A 19,356-nucleotide genomic window follows, 5' to 3' on the forward strand; every position below is an offset into this window, starting at 1 on the left:
GGACACCATTTTTAGAAACCAACTTTTTTATACAACTTTTTTCATACCTTTCGAGTTCCATAAAAACAAAAAAATTTGAAAACCCAGTATAAAGATCCTTACTTGTTGTCATTAAAGCAATTAGTGCGGTGGGATAATGATAAATATGACAAATCTGTTGCGCTCAGTCGACAACAGCCATAAAGGGCTGCAATTGCTATTAGGCGATTTTTACCAAGATTTCAGTGACGCAGGGATTGATATTGAGATGCTGCATAAACAAAACCGTTTTGAAGCACTCAGATGTTATTCAAAAAGACTAAAGACCATTCTCGTCTTGTTATGTGATGACGACTTACCACCAAAATTGGCAAAGCTTGAACACTTAAACAAACACCATTTCCCTGCTCCTAATGAATTGATTGAGGACGTTAAAACCGAGCTTAACAACGTAAACAAACAAATTAGCCAGCTGTTAAAAATCGAAAATTCAATCGATAGCCGCACTGGTAGTGAATCGTAGGGGTGGCTCATGAGTAATAAGCAAATAGAACATCACCTCAAAAAGGCGCTCGTTTCGAACAACGAAGCTTCGAAGGTAACAGCAGACGATACAATCGTGCTAGCCAGTGCAATGACCAGCGTACACAAAACCTTGCTGGTTATCTTTTTGCTTTCCATGGTGGCTATCGCCGTGGCATCTCAGGCTCGTATCGACATTGTGGTGTCGGTGCGCGGTGAGCTATTGCTCGAATCTGACATCGAAAAAGTGCAACACCTTGAAGGCGGTATTCTAGAAGAAATGCTAGTGCGCAAAGGCGAAGTGGTTTATGAAGGTCAACCTATTGCACGCCTTCGCTCTCTGGATAGAAACACTCAACTTGATACGGTAAACACAGAGATCATTCAGCTTGAGCTAGACAAGATTCGTTACGAAAGCCTGCGCGATATGGTGGAACCCGATTTTTCTGCCTACATCGAAAAGTACCCAGAATTAGTGCAAGTCAACATGAATACCTGGCAGCAAGAATTTTCTAAAAACCGTTCCAATGAAGAGTTGATCACTCACGATATCCAACATAAGAATTCGCTTATTGATTCAATGCTCAAGCGCCGTAAAAGCTCCGAGAACCAGCTCTCCTTGATACGCAAGCAGCTCAATATCAAGAACACCTTGTACAAAGAGGAAATGGCGTCTTACGTCGATGTTCTGAATATGCAGGTTCAAGAGTCAAACATGGTGCGTGAGATTGAAAACCTTGATGAGTCGGTCATGAATGAGCGCTTCCAACTCGACAAACTAGAGAAGCAGTACCGAGACTTGGTGGAGAATCGTAATGCCGAGTATCAAGCGCAAATCATTCAAGCAAACAAGGACTTAAAGTTGAAACGTATATTACGTCCTCAACACTCAGATAAAGTGGATCGCCTCGTGGTTTACGCCCCTATTGACGGTGTAGTAGATAAAGTGCACTTCAACTTCCGCTCCGCTGTGATACCGCCAGGTGAAAGCATCGCGGACATTGCACCGATCAATAACGCCCTTCATGGAGAGGCGAAGATCCCGCGTAAAGACATGGGTTTTGTAGAAATCGGACAAGCGGTCAAAGTGAAGATGGATACCTACAACTTTGCCAAATACGGATTTTTGGAAGGTCGAATTGCATCGATCAGCCGTTCTTCTTATGAAGAAGAAGACGCTGAATTCTACCTCGCGGAAATCCAAATCAGTCAAAACTATCTAGAGCGCGGAGGCACACAATACAAGCTGTCCCCTTATATGGAGTTTACCGCAGACGTGAAAACAGGTTCACGCCGGGTTATCGAATACGCAGCGAAGCCGGTTATGTCGGCTATCGAAGACGCATTCGATGAGAGGTGATGGATGAGTAGCAAGCCTTCTTACAATATTTCCGTTCCTGTTATGCGCCTAAGCATTGCTTTCAGCTTGATGCTGGCTGCCCTCGCCTTTTATTTGTATATCTCTTGGGAAAAAGTGGATTCAGTCGAGAAAGTGCAAAACGCGCCTCTGTTGGTTCAAGCTCAACAGCTCAACCAAACTATCGAGTTTGATATTCAAACGCTTCAACGCTGTTTAACCGAACGTTATTGCAGTGCAACAGAGCTTGATTTTAAGGTTCTGATAGACGAAATTGACCAGTTTAAGTCGCTCGCGTCACTCAACAAAACCGAGTTTAGCTTGGTGGGCGCGACCGAATACACGCAGCTTGAACTGGCAATCAATCGGTTCTCAGACAGCCAAAAAACACGCGACGATGTGTTGGCACTATACCTCTCGCTCACCAATAACTACCTACAAATGGACGACAACTACCGGACCATATTTAACAACCATGCGAGCGACCTAATGATGGAGAAAAACGAGTTCTTCATTTGGTTGTTTGTGGTCGTTGTCGTACTGGTTGGTATCGCCGTGCTATCGAACTTGGTGGCAATCCTTAAACTGAAAAAATCCAGCTCGAATGAGCGTGACATTGACCAAGAATTCGATGAGCTTTATCAAGAACTCAAACTACTGGATTTACAAAGGTTGGAAGAGTTGCTGAATGAAGTGAGCATCAATCCTAAACAGCGTCAGATCTACTCACACCTAAAACTGATTTTCAGCAAACTCGAAGAGCAAAAACGCAATAACGATCTCTACAAGCAGCTCTATGCTCTGATTGGTTACGAGATTCGTGGCATCACCAACACCATTAACGGCGGCGTGCAATATCTCGTTCAAGAGACCGATGAGAGCGGAGTGTTGATGGCGCAAGATATAACCTCGGCTGCCAATACCCTGTCTGAATTGGCAGAGAACTACAACCGACTCATTTCACAAGGGACCGAGAGCAAATCGAAAGAGTTTTCACTGCTGAATGTACTTTCTGAATTGATGATTCACATCAGTTCAAAAGTGCAGCGAAATGAAGGTGAGCTAGACTGCTTTATCTCGGATAACTTACCAAACCGTGTTGAAGGACAATCCACCAGCTTATTCTGGGTGTTGTTCCTTCAGCTATCAAATGCCATCCAACTCAAAGCCGACAAGAAACTGTTTGTCACCATTGAATCAGGTGCGGCGTCAGACATTGAAAATACCCGCCTGACCATCAATCTAAACTTCTTAACCACGCTGGATGTGCCGTTTGCCAAGCTCAATACCCTACACTGGAGCGACCATAAACAGCACACTGCAACCAAAGACGATTTGGCGAAAAGCGTACTGAAAGATTATGGCTATTACGAGAGCCATTGGTATCAATCGGGCAATCAGGAACGTTTTCAAATTCAGCTCGATTTAAAAGCCAAAAGCTTCCACACCGAAAAAACTCGCTTCGACAATAAACGTTTGTTGCTGTGTGCCAACTCTCAGCTGCGCATTGATGTAATGAACAAAATGTTAGTCAACTTGGGCTTGGAGATCACGCCAATTCGAACGCCGAACGAACTCTTCTCTGCTGCAAAAACCTTTGGCGAATACGATGCCATCATGCTGACCGACACGTTCGAGCCAAACAAGCTGCCCTCACTGAGCAAAACGGTGAAATCGCAACTGCGCAATCACCCGAACACCAAGTTGCTGCTTTCGGTCACTAGCACTCAGCAAGCGCAAGAGAGCCATACCTTTGTCGACAAGATTCTGAACTCCCCTGCGATTCCGTATGAGTTCATCCCTAACCTATTAGCAATCATGGAAGCTGAAGCCTCTGAAGAACAGATGGAGAACAGCTCATTCCTGATTGTGGAAGATGACCGTGTTCAACAGATTCTACTCAAACGTATTTTGAGCAAGCAAGAATACGAAGCCGACACCGTTGGCGATGGCGCAGACGCTGTTCAGCACTTCATGAATCAGCGCTCGGACATCATTTTTATGGACTGCATCATGCCTGGCATGGGCGGTATTGAAGCAACCAAACGCATTCGACAATACGAACAAGAGAGCGGACAACACCCTTGCACCATCATAGGCGCGACAGCATTGACCAGTAGTAATGAACACCAAGCTTGTATCGAAGCTGGAATGGATTACGTGATCAGCAAACCTTATAAAAACGACGAAATCATCAAGGTGATCAACAAGTATGTGGCGGTACAGAAACTTAACTAGCTGCGTATTGGCAGCGCTTACATTGAGCAATGCTCCTTCGGCAATGGCGACCACCTTGCTTGAGGCGGTCAAGCTCGGCATGGAAAACAATTTATCTCTGCGCGCTAGTGACAAAGGCGTGGAAGAAAACGAATACAACATCGACATTAGCCGTTCTAAGTTTCTACCCTCTTTAAACGGTGCTGCTGATACCACATGGAATGAAAACGAAACCATATTAACGGGAACACCGGATACACGTTCTAGCTACAACTCGAACAGCTACAGCGTGTCTTTATCCCAATCGGTGTTTAACCTTGGCGACATTTTCAAATACGGCACCGCGAAGCTGGATTTCAACATTGAAGAAATCAAACACGAGAACAAAATCCAGAGCACTATTTCTGAAATCGCGACGCAATATTTCGAGTACCTGAAAAACAACGCGCAAATCAAAGCCACCAAAGTTGAACTTAAATCGTCTGAAACACGTGAGCGCCAAATGCGTCGCAACGTGGAGCTTGGCAACACTGCGGCGAGCGAGTTGTATGAGGTGATTGCTCAGAAAGAAGGCATTGCCAACCGCTTAAGAACCTTAGAGAAAGACCGGCGCGTAATTTTGAACGGTTTAGAGATTCAAGTTCAATACCCAGTCACCCCATCACAAGACATCTACGAAAGTGTTCCCTTGGCGGAAATCAGCGAATCCGAACAACGTGAGATTCTTGAACAAGCTTTGAAGCTCAATAACGACTTATTGGTTGCGAAGAAAACCGTCGAGCGCAGCCGAAGAGGCTTGAAAGAAAGCGGTTCAAACTTTGTGCCGACCGTATCGCTCTCTGCCAGTTACCGCTACGACGATGCGAACAACTATGACCGAACCGACCCAACCGCAACAGGGGACAGTAACTCCACCAGTGTCGGCTTGAACTTGAATGTGCCAATTTTCTCAGGCGGTTCGGATTACTACGGTTTTCAAAAATCATCGACTGCCATCGAGCGAACGGAGCTGCTGTACCAAGATTCGTTGTTCACGACGCGCAATAGCGTTAACACCTCAGTACTCAACATTAATGACTTCTCCCGCGCCATCAGCAGTTACGAGAACATCATCCGTGCAAACTACGCTTCCTACAAAGGCATTCAACGCGCTTACCAGCTTGGCACGCGAACCATTACCGACTTACTGGCAGCGGAAAGTAAACTGTTTAGCGCGCTACGTGATTACGAGAGCGCGCGTTATGACTACATCATTGAATCGATCAATCTTGAGCAAATCAAAGGCATGCTGTCGGTGCAATCCATCGAAAGCATCATGCAGTTGATGGGCGATATCGAAGGCAGAAGCAATCAAGACTTAGTTCCAAAACACCTTCTCTCCAAACCATCGATTAAGAAAGGAGGTCGCAATGCAAACTGAGCACTTTTCCCAGAAGATTAACTTTGCTGACAAGTGTTATCTGACTTTCTCAACGGTCATCTCCACGCTGTTTGGTTTAGTGCTGCCCTTTTCGATTCTGATTATTTTTGACCGAGTTTTACCTAACCAAGCCAAAGACACGCTGTTTCTTCTGTTTGCCATTATCTTGATCACCATCTTCCTCGACTATCACTTAAAAAATCAGGAAGAAAAGATTTCGTCGGTGATCATGAAGCAGTTCGAAACCAACCTAACCAACAAGGTGTTTCAATCCATCTGTTTGGCTGAGATTTCGAAGTTTCGTCGCCTAGAACCCGGTGAATACCTAGAGCGTATTGCCACCATTCCAGAGATTAAATCCTTCTTTGGCGGAGAATCTGTACGGGCATTGATCAACCTTGCCGTCAGCATACTGACCATTCTGATTATCGGTCTGATCAACATCTGGGCAGGGGTGACCATCTTGCTCGCCTCCATCATTTTGGCGGTGTTCGCGCTTAGTCTGTCTAAGCAAAAAATCAACAGCCTAGAAAACAAATCCGACATCGAAGGCTTAACCACCTCAAAAATCATCGAGATCATCTCTAGCCCACTCGATATCAAAGCGCGCAATATGGAATATCGCGTTGAGAGTTTGATGACACAAATGGTGGAAGAACGTGAAGTCGAGAACATCAAATACGAGCAAATTGAATCAAACTTCAACCTTATCTTGTCGCTCATACAACAGCTCTCCATCGCTTGTGTGGTGGTGGTTTTGGCAACGGCAGTTATCAACATGCAATCGAGCCAAGGCATCATGGCTGCCATCATCATGCTTACCAACCGCTACTTCGCGCCATACCAGCAAGTAATGCGCACGGTGAGTCGATGGGAGTTGAACAAGCTTCATATTCAACGTATCGCCGAGCTGCTTGAGCTTGCTGCATCTATAGAACAACAAAACGACACGACGGAAGTCGAGCGCATCTCGGTGAAGTATTCGGAAAAACAACGCATTGAGTTTGAACGCGGTCAGGCTTACTTGCTGACGGGGAAAAGCGGCGCAGGTAAAACCCACCTCGCCAATTGCATTACGCGGCAAAACACCGACAGCAAGCTCGATATCCAAATCAACGAGACACCGCTCGATGACGTCAACTACAACGTCTGGCGTAATAGCGTGCTCATGGTCGACAAAACCAGTTCGTTCGTCGAAGGCACCATCATCGACAACTTGACTTGTTTCCGCCCGAGCTTAAATAACACGGCATTTGCGCTTTGCGAAACCATGAACATCAAGGCACAAATCGATGCCCTTCCCGCTGGTTTTTACACCGAGCTGAAAGGACATTTACGCAACCCATTCTCGCGCCAAGTCGCTTATGCCTTGTTGTTAGTGCGTGCCTTACTCGCGAACAAACGTGTGTTGATCTTCGACGACATCGACTGTGTTTATGATGACGACTTTGCTCGATTGGTTTTGACCAGCACCGCCTATCGCGCCAACGACAAAATCCTCATCATCGTCAGCAACAAGATGGACAAGCTCAATCATCGCCTCAAACGCGTCAAACTTACCGGAGGTGACCAATGAGTATTTTGGTTGATTTTAATAATGTCCCTCAGCGCTTGTTGGACTTTGAGGCTCGCAGTTATGACGAGCGATACAATGAGTCACCTTTGATTCGTGGTTTAGCTTACACCCTCATAGCGCTTGAATGGGAAGGCACACCTTCTATCCTCAGCGACGCTTTTATCCCTAAACCAAAAGACAGCGACAGTTTTATCGCTACGATTGAACGCCTTGGTTACCGTTGTGACGTCACCAAACTAAAAACGTTGGAGCACATCGAGGGGCATCCTCATCCTTGTTTTATCGAGATAGAAAACCTCCCTGCGATTTTCTTGGGCACTAAAGACGGCAAACTGATCCTGTTTGATTACACAAATAACAACACCATTGAATACCCGCTCTGCAAGAAGCCGTGCTTGTTGGTCTCGATCAGCGAATACTCCCGCTTATTCCGAGAACCGCCACCTGAATCTCAAGACCGCAGTAACTGGATTAAATACGCGTTTTATCGCTACAACAATGAACTCAAAAGCCTGATTATTCTCAGCTTCGTGGTCAGCATTCTCGGCGCACTCCAGCCCTTTTTTATTATGAGTGTGTACAACTTCGCCTTAACCTCTAGCTCGCAAGCCACGCTTTATTGGCTCACGTTATTTGCTGTGATTGTTGGGTTCTCGGAATACTTTTTCAAGAAAATGCGGGTCAACATCATCGCCACATCAGGAAAGGATTTGGCGGTGCATATTTCTCAAAACGTAATATCCAAACTGTTGTGGCTTCCTTATTCGATGACATCTACCGCTGGTGTCTCTTCTCAGTTAGCACGATTGAAGGACATCGACACTTTCCGCCGTTTGGTAACCGCAGAGTCAACATTAAGCTACTTCGACATGCCGTTTGTTATCGTATTCATTATTGCCATTGCTCTTATGTCTGGTACCGCAGCGCTAGTCGTTATGGCGGGGTTGATTCTAATGTTGGTGTTCTGTGTTTATTCTCGTTACATCTACTCGCAAGCCACGTCCAAGAGCTCTCGCGCCAACGCCATGGTTTCTTACCAATGGAATGAGATTCTTCGTGGTATAAAAACCATCCAAGGCTTGCCATTATTGCGTGTTATCCAGTCCCGCTTTAGCGCATCGCATTTACAAAGCACCAACGATGCAGAACATGTTTCAGTGACTAATAGCAGGGTTCAGGCAGCAGGCGGGAGTTTGATTCAGGTTATTGGTACCGCAAGTATCGTCGCGGCCGTTATCGGCGTGATGGACGGCACCTCCGATGCAGGTGCAATGCTTGCTACCGTAATTTTAGTCTGGAAGGCGTTGGGGCCTATTATGGGCATCTACAACTCTATTTCTAAGTTCCAATCCATTAAGGCGTCTTCTGCGCAAATCAACAACCTTATGGCGATGAATGACGATAAGCTAACGTTAGAGAAAAGCCCCCCTATTCGCCTATTTCAAGGTAGTATCGTCGGCTCTGGTGTGAGCCATCGTTATAGTGGTGCGGCAACAGGCTTAACTAATCTTGGTTTTAAAATTCCACCGGGCGCAAAAGTTGTGATTTGTGGACCAACAGGTTGCGGTAAAACGACGCTCATTTCTATTATCGCTGGGCTAGAGGAACGCTATCAAGGCTCAGTTTCGGTGGACGGTTATAACATCAAACAATTCAACAGTTACCGCTATCGAACCTCGATTAACTACATCCCGTTTAACCTGCATATTTTTGAAGGCTCCTTGGAGACTAACTTCATCTTGCATAATGGGTTAATCCCAACAGAAAAAATGCGTGAAATGGTGAATTTCTTTGAGCTCGATACATGGTTGCCACAAGGCCTGGACACTCAATTGAGCGTTGATATCTGTAAAAGTTTACCAAATGGTATTCAACAAAGACTGCGGCTCGCATTAGGGCTAGGTAACTGCGAACAATCTTTGATTATCATTGACGAGCCATTTAATGGTGCTGAGCAAGAAAACTCGCACTACTTCAAGCGGTTATTCAGCGACAAACTACTCAATAAGACCGTTATTTTCTCAACGAATGATCCGGGCATGATCTCTACATCCAACATGAGCTTAGTCTTGGAGCCAGATGGCAACCTGAAATATTTCGGGTTAACCGATAAGTACTTAAAAAGTCTAAGTTAAGTTCGGAATGTGGTGTGGTTCATCATTCATACTTGAGCACGGTCATTGACAAAAATGTAAACGATGAGACTATTTACTCTGTAAGCGCGTACACTAAGGAATCCGATGTATACATTTGTTGCAGACAAATTGGATGTGGTTTATTTATCAACAATACCAGAAAACTACCAGTTACAAGACTTCGATGTGCCTGAAGAAGAACTCGAAATTCGTGAAATTGTAGAGGTATGGTATGAGTGTGCGTTTCTTCCTGACTTTAACCTTCAACACATCGACATCGAAAACAAAACCGCATTAGTCGAGACACAAGCGCAAGTCGTAAACAGCTACACAAGTACGCTCGCTTTTTTACTCAAAAGTCGTGCTTATCGCGCAGCACTTAACCGATTATTGAGTGTATGGAGATTGGAGGCAGCAGCTAAAGCACAGCTTGAGCTGCTGTTACTTACGGAAGAACAGAGTAGCAAGCCAGTAAATTAATCGGCTAGGATAAGGGGCTAAAAATCTTAAACCCAACCATCGAATCGGAGACGTTTCTGCACGCGTTCAACCGCCTCTATCTGCATCTGACGAACACGCTCGTTAGATACGTTTAATAACAGGCCTATTTCCGACAAGGTTTTCACTCTCTGGTCAAATAATCCGAATCGATGGATCAAGACTTTCTGCAACTTAGTTGGCAAGGTTTTAATAATATTTTCAATAGCTTGAGTAAAGCACTGATTTTCACAGTCTTGTTGTGGATCTGGCGTATACTCACTTTCACACAGTTCAAGAACAAATGGAACGCGATGTAGGTCCGCAGTGGTCGATACATCAATAAAGCCACTAAGCGCAACAAGTTCATCTATACGCTCTGCTTTCACCCCTGAGCAGCGTGAGAGTTCAGAAATAGACAACTCCTTGCTCTCACTTTTTGACGCATCGAGCTTTTTTAAAGCCAGGCTATTTATCTCTTTGCACACATGAGCAGGTAAACGTACCGTTCGGCCATTGTTCATTAATGCCGCTTCTATATTCTCGCGAATCCACCATACCGCATAAGTAGAAAAACGGTAGCCTGGCTCAGGATCGAACTTATCGACCGCTTTTATCAAACCAATATTACCTTCTTCTATTAAATCGAGCAGAGTAAAGTTATTGCCTGGCCGTTTGAGGTAGCCTTTTGCGATTTTCACAACAAGTCGAAGATTAGACTCAATCAACATTTCGCGCGCTTCTTCATCACCAGCTCGATTAAGTTTGGCGTAATGCAACTCCTCTTCACGAGACAACAAATCAATCCCCACAATATCTTTGAGATAGTGAGCATAAGGGTCTTTCCCAACTGACAACGATTCTTTCATTGACAGTTCATCCGTGACAGCTCGGAACCTAGCAAAGCATTCGTTGTTCATTCCCCGTCCTTCTCAAGCCAACTTATTTCTTATCTTCTTTAATTGTTTTTGTACAACACTGTATGCATCATGCTTTATATGCATTACTTTACACTGAGTGTAGACAGGGGTTCTGATCTTTACCAAGAAATCGCTTATCACTTTAAAACAATTACTGCTTCTATGATAAAAACGTGAGCAGGTGGGGGTTATATATATGAAAGTGCGAATATTTGTACGCAAATTGGCCTCAAAGAAAACAACGCAACGTAATCGTCAACGCTTACCACGTTACTCTGACTAAACCTTTGAGGCTTGAGGATGGTTTGAAGTATCAGTTGAATTAGCGAGACCTAATTCACTTGACGAAGCGCAGGTTGAAGCTGACAGTCTGTTATAACTTGGAAAACTGCACGATTCTTTCCTTCAGACTTACCTTGATACATCAACTCGTCAGCATCTTGCAAGCTCACGATGTGGGTAAACTCAGGATAGTAAGCACAGCCCAAACTGATACTCAAATGAATTGCTTGTCCACCCAGTATAACAGGCTGATCGTAAACGGCTTTACAAAGCATATTGGCAAAATTGAGCGCTTCTCGCTCTGACAGAGACGACGTAACGAGTGCGAACTCTTCTCCTCCAATTCTCGCCAATGTCATTCGGTCATCAGTCATCGACTTAGCGGCTTCTGCGATGGCAACTATTGCTCGGTCTCCAGCAAGGTGGCCATATCGATCATTGATTGATTTAAAATCATCAATATCAAACACCATCACCGTTAAGTTTCGCTTCAAATGATTCAGTAGCGCCAATTGCTCAATCAGGTGTCTACGGTTGTATAGCTTTGTGAGAGAATCCGTCAACGTCATCTCCAGCAATTGCTGATTGGCAATCGTTAATTGCCTTGTCCGAAGAGCAACCATACGTTTGAGAGCAAAAATATGATAAAGCGTTGCGACCGCCATAATGAAAATAGCAATAGGGAAAAGATAAAGTGGATAAACCGTTTTCACCACACTCCAACGGGTGAGGATCCGCTCACGATCCGTATCGATGACTTTTTCAAACGCTCGTGATACCTCTAAAATGGAAGTTGCACTGTGCATTCCTGCTGCAATCCGAAGATCTTTACTATATAAGCTAATTGTCGGGACAAACATACCCGCTCCCGGCGTGGTTGCCATATAAAAGTTAGCAACTTGCAGGTCTGCAACGAAGTACAGCACCTTTTTATCGACGGCGGCTTGTATCATCGAATCATTGTTAATGTATTCTGCGATAGGTGCATTCGGGTAATTCGTCTGAACAAACTCAGACTCGTAACTTCCTTTAACAACGCCAATTGGCAGCGTCATTTCGCCAGTTAAAACACTCCTGATATCAACCGAAAGTACATCTTTATTTACGTACAATTTGGTTTGGATAGGCATTATGACTGCGCCAAAGTCCATATACTTCGCTCTTTCGGGCGAGTAGACAAGTCCTCCGTGAAAGTCAGCCTTACCCTCTTTTACGGCTTGCAAAGAAGCATCCCAATCCAAAAGGAGAAACTGAACGTCGATTTGGTTGTTCGCCGCGTACTCTTTCCAAAAGTCGATTAAAATACCTTTAGGTTCACCATCTGGGCTAAGGTAAGAGAGCGGCTTCCACGCTTTGGAGTTAGCAACAATTAAAGAATGAGACTCTGATTTGTGCGCATGCGCCATCGGACAAATGGACAGCCACACTAGTAATAAAGAAGCACACGCTTTTTTACATTTGCAACCATAAGTACCATAACTCGTCGATGACATACCTACTTCTCACCAGTCTTTTTAAACCATAATCTCGGCTGTTTGATTAGACTAAAGATATAGTAGAGTTGCATAAGACAGGAAGTGACGCTTATTGATATGAATCTAACTTAGTAAGTTTTAGTACTTAATTGGTACTTTCAACGCTTGGTTCGCTGAAGCACTTGGTTCGCTGAAGCAGTTGAAGCAGTTGAAGCAGTTGAAGCAGTTGAAGCAGTTGAAGCAGTTGAAGCAGTTGAAGCAGTACATGATAAATTAGGAAAACTTATCTGGTACTAAAAAATTGAATATCATCAGTTTTGCAAACACCTAGTACCAATAAAAAAGCCCTATTCAAAATCCACCTTGGGGAGAACTTTGAATAGGGCTCTTTGCCTTTATGCTTCATTTTACGGCTGAAGCTACCTTTACCTTTTTTCGCTTTAACGACTCGTGTTTGGAACAGCTGACTGGTAACAACCGCTTTTAACGCGTTGTCTTTGATTTCACCTCTGCCGAAGTCGGTCTCATGTTGTGAGCCACTCGGTTGAGGACTGATTTTACGCTTTGCCATAAATCCTCCTTAATGGTCGAACCAGATTGGACAATAATTATATAAATAAGTCAAATTTATAGATTTAGTTGAATTTTATGCTAAAAAACTTCACATCACCGTCATTTATTTGAAATTTAATCAAAAACATGCTGGTTAAATAGTGACTAAATACAAATATTTGTCCATAAAGCACTAATATATGTTGACTCTTCGTGGAATTAACCTAGACTCAAACACGGCTAGAAAGAAAGTTCTTTGTTTTCACATTTCGTTGGATTACTTGTAACCCGTCGTCCTGTGGTACGCAATAGCAATTTATTTTTCCACGCTATAAGCGCCGTTGAGGCGAAAGATTACATTATTTAGATATTTAGGAAATAGACATGTCTAACACAGCTACTGGCACAGTTAAGTGGTTCAACGAAACTAAAGGCTTCGGTTTCATTCAACAAGAAAACGGTCCTGACGTATTTGCTCACTTCTCTGCAATCACTGGTGACGGCTTCCGTACTCTAGTTGAAGGCCAGAAAGTAGAATTTGTTATCTCTCAAGGTCAAAAAGGCCCTCAAGCAGAGCAAATCAAAGTACTTTAATTCTTAAAGAATTTGATACGATAGCCAGCTTTTAAAGCTGGCTATTTTTTTGCCTAAAACTTATTTTGCCAACAAAACGATATAAATCTATGGCTCTTAAACCAACCATTTACAAATTTCGTATCGCCATTTCCGATATGAATAATGACTATTACGATTCTAAAAATCTAACTATCGCCCTTCACCCTTCTGAAAAGCCGCAACGAATGTTGGCTCGCATTCTAGCTTACTGTTTAAATGCTCAAAGCAATCTGGAGTTTACAAAAGGACTCTCTACGATTGAAGAGCCTGATTTATGGCATGTTGGCGATGATCAAAGCATTACTCACTGGATTGAAATTGGCGAACCAGAACCAGACAGAATTAAGAAAGCTTCTCGCCTAGCAAAGCATGTAAAAGTTTACACTTATAACACCAAAGCGGCTGTCTGGTGGGACAAAATGTCAGGAAAGTTCTCAATGCTTCCCGTCAACGTAGAGAGCTTTGACTATGACGCTATCGACTTGATTTGTCAGCACCTTGACCGAGGTACTAGCCTTTCTGTTATGATTACTGGCAGCTCAATTTTTGTTGATATCAATGATCAGCATATCGAAGTAACGGTGAAGGAACTAAAAAACCATGACGTCTCTTAGTGAACTGAGTCAAGAGATGGGATTTGAAGAAATCCCCTTTGTTAAAGAACATAAAGCAGCAAAGCGACGTTGGTTAAAAGAACAGTCACAACTATTTACAAAAGTTTGTGAGAACAAACCCACAACAGCACCTACTCTTCACCTGCTTGGCCTTTTGACCAAATCACATATTGAAGCAAGTGCTAACTACGAGCAACATGCTCACTCTACCCAGCGTATGCAGCAAGTTCTGACTGACTCCTTGGGTAATGAGCACGCGGATAAGTTTACTAACCAATCTGCTGAAGACCTAATCTTAGTCACCCACCTTTGGTTATACACGCAAGGCTATTTAAATATGGATTTCAGCTTGGCGCACGATCATGCTGAGCAGACTCAAAATACATTGCAGCACGAGCTTGTCATAAAACGCATGGACGTTGATGCATTCAGAACCGAACTCATGCAAAGTTTTTATCAAGGTAAGGAAGCCCGTCCGGCTTCAGCAAGTGGCTTTTGGGGTTGGTTTAAACGTCTATTTTCCGCATAAAATACATGGTTTTATCCATTTCAAACAACTGATAGACTTCACGCTCAGTGCAACAAGCATCATGATTGCATTCTTAAAGGACAGTTACCCAATGAACATCAAGGGATCATTATGAAGTTTATCCGTTGGATTTTAGGCAAGGTTATCTTATTGCTGAACGCGGTGTTCTCACCTCGTGGTATTAAGCGCACCGCAGAAGAACAGCAACGTATTGATGAAAAAGCGAAACAATACGCACTTTACCAATTTGAAGCCTGCCCTTTTTGCGTAAAGGTCCGCCGTGCAATGAAGCGTCAATCGGTGAACATTGAGCTACGTGATGCAAAAAATAACCCGACTCATCGAGCTGAACTAGAGCAAGGTGGTGGGCGAGTTAAAGTCCCTTGCCTTCGTATCGAAAAAGATGGCGAAACACAGTGGTTATACGAGTCATCGGACATCGTCGCTTACGTTGAAAAAGAATTTGCCTAAGTTCCCCCTATGAACATTGGCGGATGTAAAAGAGGCACCTAACGGTGCCTCTTTTCTATTTTTTCTAGCTAGATGTTGCCGTGCGAGCTTTCCTTATTCAGTCTTCTTGCTCAACTCCGAACTTAAACTCCACTAAGCAAATAACGAGTATGCGAGAACAACACAACGAAGATTACCGCCCAACGTCTGCGTTATTCATCCACGATCAATGTTAGCTCTACGCGCCGATTGCAAGCTTTACCACTTGCTGTCGCATTGCTGCACTTCGGTACATACTCTCCGAAGCCTCTAGAAAACACTCGTTGACGTGGAATACTCGTCGCCAATAGTTGTTTTTCTACTTCACGAGCTCGCTTTTCAGATAGCGTGTCGTTGAAGCTTTCAGCTCCCGTACTATCCGCATGACCATCAATCACGACATCAACATCAGTTCTTCCAGCCAGATAGTGACCAATGTTTCGAATCCAATCTTGAGATTGAGCAGATAACCGTGCAGAGCCCGTTTGAAAATGCACTTGCTCTTTCAAACGTATCATCAGGTGACCACCACTGAGCGTCTCGTGAGGAATGTTATGCCTGCTCAGGAACATTTCCAGAGAGGTCACGTTTTGCGACTTTTTTACTGACGCCCTCGCCGTTTGATATGGACGAGGGGAAGAAGCCACATTGGATGCGCTCGGGTATCCCCATTCTGGGTGTCTCAGCTCTGTGTTTGATTTAGGAGCTGTATCTAAAATGTTCCCACCAGGGACCATATCTTGATCGAGGCTGCTGCACCCGGCCAGAATGCCACAAACAATTAAAAACCAATGCTTCATACCATTACCAACGTAGAAAAACTCTTGTTCATTGTGTCGACAAAACACGCCGAATCTTTAGCGCTTTTGTCCACCGATTGGTTTGTCTATGCAGCGTTCATGCCACTGGAGTCAATGCAAAATCATCTCTCAAATAAAAAGCAACACTAAAATACCCTACCCTTACAGCCCATACGTCAGGCAAAGTCTGTTACCAATGGTCTCACTTTATTGTTATTTAATGGTTTTAGTCACTATCGTTAACCGATAAACTAACGCAAATTTCTCATTTAGAGCACTACTATGTTAAAAACCATATCGAAAGGCTTTGCTGTTGTTGTTGCCGTAATGGCTTTGTCGGCATGCGATAGCGGCAAGAGTCAGCCTCAGCAAGGCAAACAATACGAAGTTTTGCCAGTATCCCTTGAAGAATATGATTTAGCTCCCCTGACTGAAGCATTCTCTTTAACTTGTGGCCACTGCCGCTCAATGGAAGAGTTTGTCCCTCAAATTGAATCATTGACCGATCAAAGCGTTGAAAAAATGCATGTAACGTTCAATGAAAGTGCACAAGTGAGCGCCATCATCTTCTATACTGCCGTAATGCAGCTTGAATCAACACCAGATAAAGCGTTTATGGCGGCTCTTTTTACTGCTGTGCAAATGGGTGCCGATGCAACGGCTGAGGAACGCCAAATCGCCGTAGAGAAAGCCTTTGAGTCTCGCAACCTTATCAGCCCTTACCATTTAGATGAAGCACAGCAAAAAACGCTGTTTGAGTACATCACTAAGGCAGAAGCGATCACGACTCGCGGCCAAATTAACTCCGTTCCAGCCTTTATCGTAAACGGAAAATATCAAGTGATTACTGGTGGTCATGACAGCGTTGAAGCCATGGCAGAAACCATCAACTTTTTGCTAAAACAACCTAAATAGACAAGGAGATTACGTGTCTAAATTTTTGTTTCCTCTTATTATTTTTATTTTGGCGGGCTTTTTCATTTACCGTACTTGGACAAACCATAAAGTAGCAGATGAAAACTTTGCCAAAGGCCAAGCATTCTTACTAGAAAATGCGAAAAAAGAAGGCGTTATCACAACAGAAAGTGGCCTTCAATACATGGTTCTTGAAAAAGGCGAAGGTGAGGTTCACCCAACGGCAACAAGTAAAGTAAAAGTACACTACCACGGCACCTTGATTGATGGCACGGTATTCGATAGCTCTGTTAATCGTGGTGAGCCTATTTCATTTGGTCTTAACCAAGTCATTAAAGGCTGGCAAGAAGGTCTACAATACATGGTAGAAGGTGAGAAAATCCGCCTTTTCGTACCAAGCACGCTTGGCTATGGTAAGAGTGGCTCTGGCCCAATTCCACCAGCAAGTGTTTTGATCTTTGATGTTGAACTACTAGAAATTCAATAAATCTAGAAAGCTTTGTCTTAAAGCCAAAGTATCAAAACCAAAAACGCCGCGAACCACGCGGCGTTTTCTGTTTTAAGAAAGGTTAAAAACCAATATAGTGATCCGAAAGCAATGCAATGAACAACGCCAAAAGATGATAGATAGAGAATTTAAACGTCTCCATCGCGGTATTTGGCTCTGGTGCATATTTTAGCTTCCATGCATGGTACATAAAGCCAACATTGAGTAGTAGCGAGGCAAAAAGATACACCACGCCGACCATACCAACCAAAACCGGTAGGACACAAACCAAAGTCAATAGCACCGTATACAACAGAATAGAAGTTTTGGTGTACTCAATGCCGTGTGTCACTGGCAGCATGGGAATATCTACCTTGCGGTAATCCTCGACACGATGAATAGCCAGAGCCCAAAAATGTGGTGGCGTCCAGATAAAAATGATCATCACGAGCAGCCAAGCATTCGCATGTAATTGCCCTGTTACAGCAGTCCAACCGAGAAGAGGCGGCATCGCACCGGCAATCCCTGCAATGACGATATTTTGGGGCGTAGCACGTTTGAGGTACATTGTGTATACCATCGCATAGCCGAGCAAACTCATCAAAGTCAACCATGCCGTCAGCGGGTTGACCATCGCATATAGAAGTACAAACCCTAAGACACCTAAAACTGTAGCGAAGGCTATCACCGATGATGGTTTAGTCTCACCCGATGGCAATGGTCGTTTGTGTGTGCGTGCCATTCTCGCATCAATTCGGCGGTCAATTAGATGATTAAACGCTGCCGCAGACCCTGCCATCAGACCAATCCCCGTTAGGCCAACTACCGCCTGCAACCAGGGGAAATCATCAACCGGGGCTAAGCTCATCCCTACTACTGCCGTCACCAACATTAACGCCACCACTTTAGGTTTCGTTAACTTCAAATAAACGGAACTTAGTCGCTTTCGCCCATTTAACGACAGCGCGATTTCTTTACTCATAGCGAACTCCTTTCGCGGTGTAATTCCAAGCCGTTTTACCCTGCCACAAGTAAAACTGGCTAACACAAACGAGACTCAACATAACAGCGGCACCAAGGTTGTGCGCCACCGCGACATAGATAGGAAGTTGAAATACTACGTTGCTTACACCCAGCATAATTTGGCACACCAGAGTGAATAACAACCACCCTCCGATTCTCTGTGAATGATGAGAATCTTGCCTCATAAGCCCAATACTATAAGCCAATACCACGGTGGCGGTAACAATAGCGCCTATACGATGAGTGACGTGTATAGTCATTCTTGCCGGATACTCCAAGACACCAAATTCATAATTCTCGAATCCAGTTTGCCAGAAAGAAAACGCTTCTTTCCATGAGAGATGGCTCATCCAGTCTCCCTCACAAATCGGCAGTGTGGTACACATCAGCGCAGCATAATTTGACGAAGTCCATCCTCCAAGGAGCACTTGCACCAAAACAACCAGGAAAACCAACAATGAAAAGCCTCTCAGAGAGCTAGAAGATGGAGAGAAATAGAGATTGTTTTGCGCTTTTAATTGGCAGTAAAAAATCGCCTGTAACGCCAATAAAACAAAACCACCGAGCAAGTGAAGCATCACGATGACGGGCATTAATTTAAGAGTAACTGTCCACATTCCCAAAAGTGCCTGCCCAATCACCAATACGCTTAGCAACATTGGAATGGTTGAATTTACACGCTCAGACCTTACTGATATCGCTGCCATCGCAAAAATGACTAAACCTAACGTTCCTGCAAAATAGCGATGAATCATCTCAAGCCATGCTTTCTCATGCTCTACTGCCCGCTCGGGGAAGTTCAGGTTAGCACGTATGACGTCTTCTTCTTGATGCGGCACAGAAAAGTGCCCATAACAACCAGGCCAGTCCGGGCAACCTAACCCTGCATCTGAAAGGCGAGTATATGCCCCTAACATGATCACCACGAGAGTTAGCAGCAAACTGAATCTAACCAACTGAATTAATTTCATA

The 19,356-nt window shown here is 44.1% G+C and carries 19 protein-coding genes; 13 read left to right on the forward strand and 6 right to left on the reverse strand.

All coding sequences use genetic code 11. The features are described from left to right. Positions 1-133 precede the first annotated feature (133 nt). From R7P74_RS04710 to R7P74_RS04740, 7 genes are all read left to right on the forward strand, one after another. The gene (locus R7P74_RS04710) at positions 134-502 is read left to right on the forward strand and encodes a hypothetical protein (protein ID WP_031777210.1); all 369 of its coding nucleotides are present in this window, start codon (positions 134-136) and stop codon (positions 500-502) included. Positions 503-511: 9 nt separating this feature from the next. Further along, positions 512-1,861, forward strand: coding sequence for an HlyD family type I secretion periplasmic adaptor subunit (locus R7P74_RS04715; RefSeq protein ID WP_033906830.1), 1,350 nt, complete (start codon positions 512-514; stop codon positions 1,859-1,861). A 3-nt stretch (positions 1,862-1,864) separates the two neighbouring features. After that, on the forward strand, positions 1,865-4,096 hold the full coding sequence (locus tag R7P74_RS04720) for an ATP-binding response regulator (protein WP_318122715.1): 2,232 nt from the start codon (positions 1,865-1,867) through the stop codon (positions 4,094-4,096). After that, positions 4,071-5,495, forward strand: a complete 1,425-nt coding sequence (locus R7P74_RS04725; protein WP_262634129.1) for a TolC family protein — start codon at positions 4,071-4,073, stop codon at positions 5,493-5,495. Before R7P74_RS04720 ends, R7P74_RS04725 begins: the two co-directional genes overlap by 26 nt. Then, entirely contained in the window at positions 5,485-7,071 is a 1,587-nt protein-coding gene (locus R7P74_RS04730; protein WP_025768455.1) for an ATP-binding cassette domain-containing protein, read from the forward strand. The genes R7P74_RS04725 and R7P74_RS04730 overlap by 11 nt, the downstream gene beginning before the upstream one ends. Then, a complete protein-coding gene (locus R7P74_RS04735) occupies positions 7,068-9,206 on the forward strand; it encodes an ATP-binding cassette domain-containing protein (protein ID WP_262634130.1) in 2,139 nt (712 codons plus the stop codon). The genes R7P74_RS04730 and R7P74_RS04735 overlap by 4 nt, the downstream gene beginning before the upstream one ends. Before the next feature lie 105 nt (positions 9,207-9,311). Beyond that, entirely contained in the window at positions 9,312-9,686 is a 375-nt protein-coding gene (locus R7P74_RS04740; RefSeq protein WP_258508919.1) for a hypothetical protein, read from the forward strand. 26 nt (positions 9,687-9,712) lie between these two features. On the opposite strand, the gene R7P74_RS04745 is transcribed toward R7P74_RS04740, so the two are convergent. The 3 genes from R7P74_RS04745 to R7P74_RS04755 all read right to left on the reverse strand — a co-directional run bounded on the left by R7P74_RS04745 (position 9,713) and on the right by R7P74_RS04755 (position 12,931). After that, positions 9,713-10,603 (reverse strand): sigma-70 family RNA polymerase sigma factor, encoded by an 891-nt coding sequence (locus R7P74_RS04745; RefSeq protein ID WP_017635872.1) that lies wholly within the window; start codon positions 10,601-10,603, stop codon positions 9,713-9,715. Positions 10,604-10,935: 332 nt separating this feature from the next. Next, positions 10,936-12,378 carry a transporter substrate-binding domain-containing diguanylate cyclase gene (locus R7P74_RS04750; RefSeq protein WP_225473275.1) on the reverse strand — a complete coding sequence of 481 codons (1,443 nt, stop codon included), beginning with the start codon at positions 12,376-12,378 and terminating at the stop codon, positions 10,936-10,938. 265 nt (positions 12,379-12,643) lie between these two features. Next, positions 12,644-12,931, reverse strand: a complete 288-nt coding sequence (locus R7P74_RS04755) for an alternative ribosome-rescue factor A (RefSeq protein ID WP_031781276.1) — start codon at positions 12,929-12,931, stop codon at positions 12,644-12,646. Between the two features lie 365 nt (positions 12,932-13,296). Between R7P74_RS04755 and R7P74_RS04760 the strand changes: the two genes are divergently transcribed. The 4 genes from R7P74_RS04760 to R7P74_RS04775 all read left to right on the forward strand — a co-directional run bounded on the left by R7P74_RS04760 (position 13,297) and on the right by R7P74_RS04775 (position 15,141). Further along, on the forward strand, positions 13,297-13,506 hold the full coding sequence (locus tag R7P74_RS04760; RefSeq protein ID WP_005375625.1) for a cold-shock protein: 210 nt from the start codon (positions 13,297-13,299) through the stop codon (positions 13,504-13,506). Positions 13,507-13,595: 89 nt separating this feature from the next. Continuing rightward, complete coding sequence (locus tag R7P74_RS04765; RefSeq protein ID WP_005375627.1) at positions 13,596-14,141, forward strand: YaeQ family protein; 546 nt, start codon at positions 13,596-13,598, stop codon at positions 14,139-14,141. Continuing rightward, the gene (locus R7P74_RS04770) at positions 14,128-14,670 is read left to right on the forward strand and encodes a hypothetical protein (RefSeq protein WP_005375629.1); all 543 of its coding nucleotides are present in this window, start codon (positions 14,128-14,130) and stop codon (positions 14,668-14,670) included. The genes R7P74_RS04765 and R7P74_RS04770 overlap by 14 nt, the downstream gene beginning before the upstream one ends. Before the next feature lie 111 nt (positions 14,671-14,781). Then, positions 14,782-15,141: a glutaredoxin family protein gene (locus R7P74_RS04775; RefSeq protein ID WP_005375631.1), complete on the forward strand. Its 360-nt coding sequence runs from the start codon at positions 14,782-14,784 to the stop codon at positions 15,139-15,141. Positions 15,142-15,332: 191 nt separating this feature from the next. Here the strand turns inward: R7P74_RS04775 and R7P74_RS04780 are convergent, their stop codons facing one another. Continuing rightward, a complete protein-coding gene (locus R7P74_RS04780; RefSeq protein WP_213903491.1) occupies positions 15,333-15,959 on the reverse strand; it encodes an OmpA family protein in 627 nt (208 codons plus the stop codon). A 282-nt stretch (positions 15,960-16,241) separates the two neighbouring features. Here R7P74_RS04780 and R7P74_RS04785 point away from each other — a divergent pair, with 282 nt between their 5' ends. Further along, positions 16,242-16,874 (forward strand): thiol:disulfide interchange protein DsbA/DsbL, encoded by a 633-nt coding sequence (locus tag R7P74_RS04785; RefSeq protein WP_213903490.1) that lies wholly within the window; start codon positions 16,242-16,244, stop codon positions 16,872-16,874. A gap of 13 nt (positions 16,875-16,887) precedes the next feature. Then, a complete protein-coding gene (locus R7P74_RS04790) occupies positions 16,888-17,361 on the forward strand; it encodes an FKBP-type peptidyl-prolyl cis-trans isomerase (protein WP_005375638.1) in 474 nt (157 codons plus the stop codon). Between the two features lie 82 nt (positions 17,362-17,443). Here R7P74_RS04790 and cyoE read toward each other — a convergent pair whose 3' ends face one another. Further along, positions 17,444-18,343 carry a heme o synthase gene (gene cyoE, locus R7P74_RS04795; RefSeq protein ID WP_005375639.1) on the reverse strand — a complete coding sequence of 300 codons (900 nt, stop codon included), beginning with the start codon at positions 18,341-18,343 and terminating at the stop codon, positions 17,444-17,446. Further along, on the reverse strand, positions 18,336-19,355 hold the full coding sequence (locus tag R7P74_RS04800) for a COX15/CtaA family protein (RefSeq protein WP_017635865.1): 1,020 nt from the start codon (positions 19,353-19,355) through the stop codon (positions 18,336-18,338). Before R7P74_RS04800 ends, cyoE begins: the two co-directional genes overlap by 8 nt. Position 19,356: the final 1 nt, after the last annotated feature.

It is taken from the genome of Vibrio sp. 2033, assembly GCF_033339735.1.

Excerpts from the sequence above, each read along its gene's own strand:
- R7P74_RS04715 (WP_033906830.1), top strand. The coding sequence starts at position 512 with ATGAGTAATAAGCAAATAGAACATCACCTCAAAAAGGCGCTCGTTTCG.
- R7P74_RS04720 (WP_318122715.1), top strand. The coding sequence starts at position 1,865 with ATGAGTAGCAAGCCTTCTTACAATATTTCCGTTCCTGTTATGCGCCTA.
- R7P74_RS04725 (WP_262634129.1), top strand. The coding sequence starts at position 4,071 with ATGTGGCGGTACAGAAACTTAACTAGCTGCGTATTGGCAGCGCTTACA.
- R7P74_RS04730 (WP_025768455.1), top strand. The coding sequence starts at position 5,485 with ATGCAAACTGAGCACTTTTCCCAGAAGATTAACTTTGCTGACAAGTGT.
- R7P74_RS04735 (WP_262634130.1), top strand. The coding sequence starts at position 7,068 with ATGAGTATTTTGGTTGATTTTAATAATGTCCCTCAGCGCTTGTTGGAC.
- R7P74_RS04740 (WP_258508919.1), top strand. The coding sequence starts at position 9,312 with ATGTATACATTTGTTGCAGACAAATTGGATGTGGTTTATTTATCAACA.
- R7P74_RS04745 (WP_017635872.1), bottom strand. The coding sequence starts at position 10,603 with ATGAACAACGAATGCTTTGCTAGGTTCCGAGCTGTCACGGATGAACTG.
- R7P74_RS04750 (WP_225473275.1), bottom strand. The coding sequence starts at position 12,378 with ATGTCATCGACGAGTTATGGTACTTATGGTTGCAAATGTAAAAAAGCG.
- R7P74_RS04755 (WP_031781276.1), bottom strand. The coding sequence starts at position 12,931 with ATGGCAAAGCGTAAAATCAGTCCTCAACCGAGTGGCTCACAACATGAG.
- R7P74_RS04760 (WP_005375625.1), top strand. The coding sequence starts at position 13,297 with ATGTCTAACACAGCTACTGGCACAGTTAAGTGGTTCAACGAAACTAAA.
- R7P74_RS04765 (WP_005375627.1), top strand. The coding sequence starts at position 13,596 with ATGGCTCTTAAACCAACCATTTACAAATTTCGTATCGCCATTTCCGAT.
- R7P74_RS04770 (WP_005375629.1), top strand. The coding sequence starts at position 14,128 with ATGACGTCTCTTAGTGAACTGAGTCAAGAGATGGGATTTGAAGAAATC.
- R7P74_RS04775 (WP_005375631.1), top strand. The coding sequence starts at position 14,782 with ATGAAGTTTATCCGTTGGATTTTAGGCAAGGTTATCTTATTGCTGAAC.
- R7P74_RS04780 (WP_213903491.1), bottom strand. The coding sequence starts at position 15,959 with ATGAAGCATTGGTTTTTAATTGTTTGTGGCATTCTGGCCGGGTGCAGC.
- R7P74_RS04785 (WP_213903490.1), top strand. The coding sequence starts at position 16,242 with ATGTTAAAAACCATATCGAAAGGCTTTGCTGTTGTTGTTGCCGTAATG.
- cyoE (WP_005375639.1), bottom strand. The coding sequence starts at position 18,343 with ATGAGTAAAGAAATCGCGCTGTCGTTAAATGGGCGAAAGCGACTAAGT.
- R7P74_RS04800 (WP_017635865.1), bottom strand. The coding sequence starts at position 19,355 with ATGAAATTAATTCAGTTGGTTAGATTCAGTTTGCTGCTAACTCTCGTG.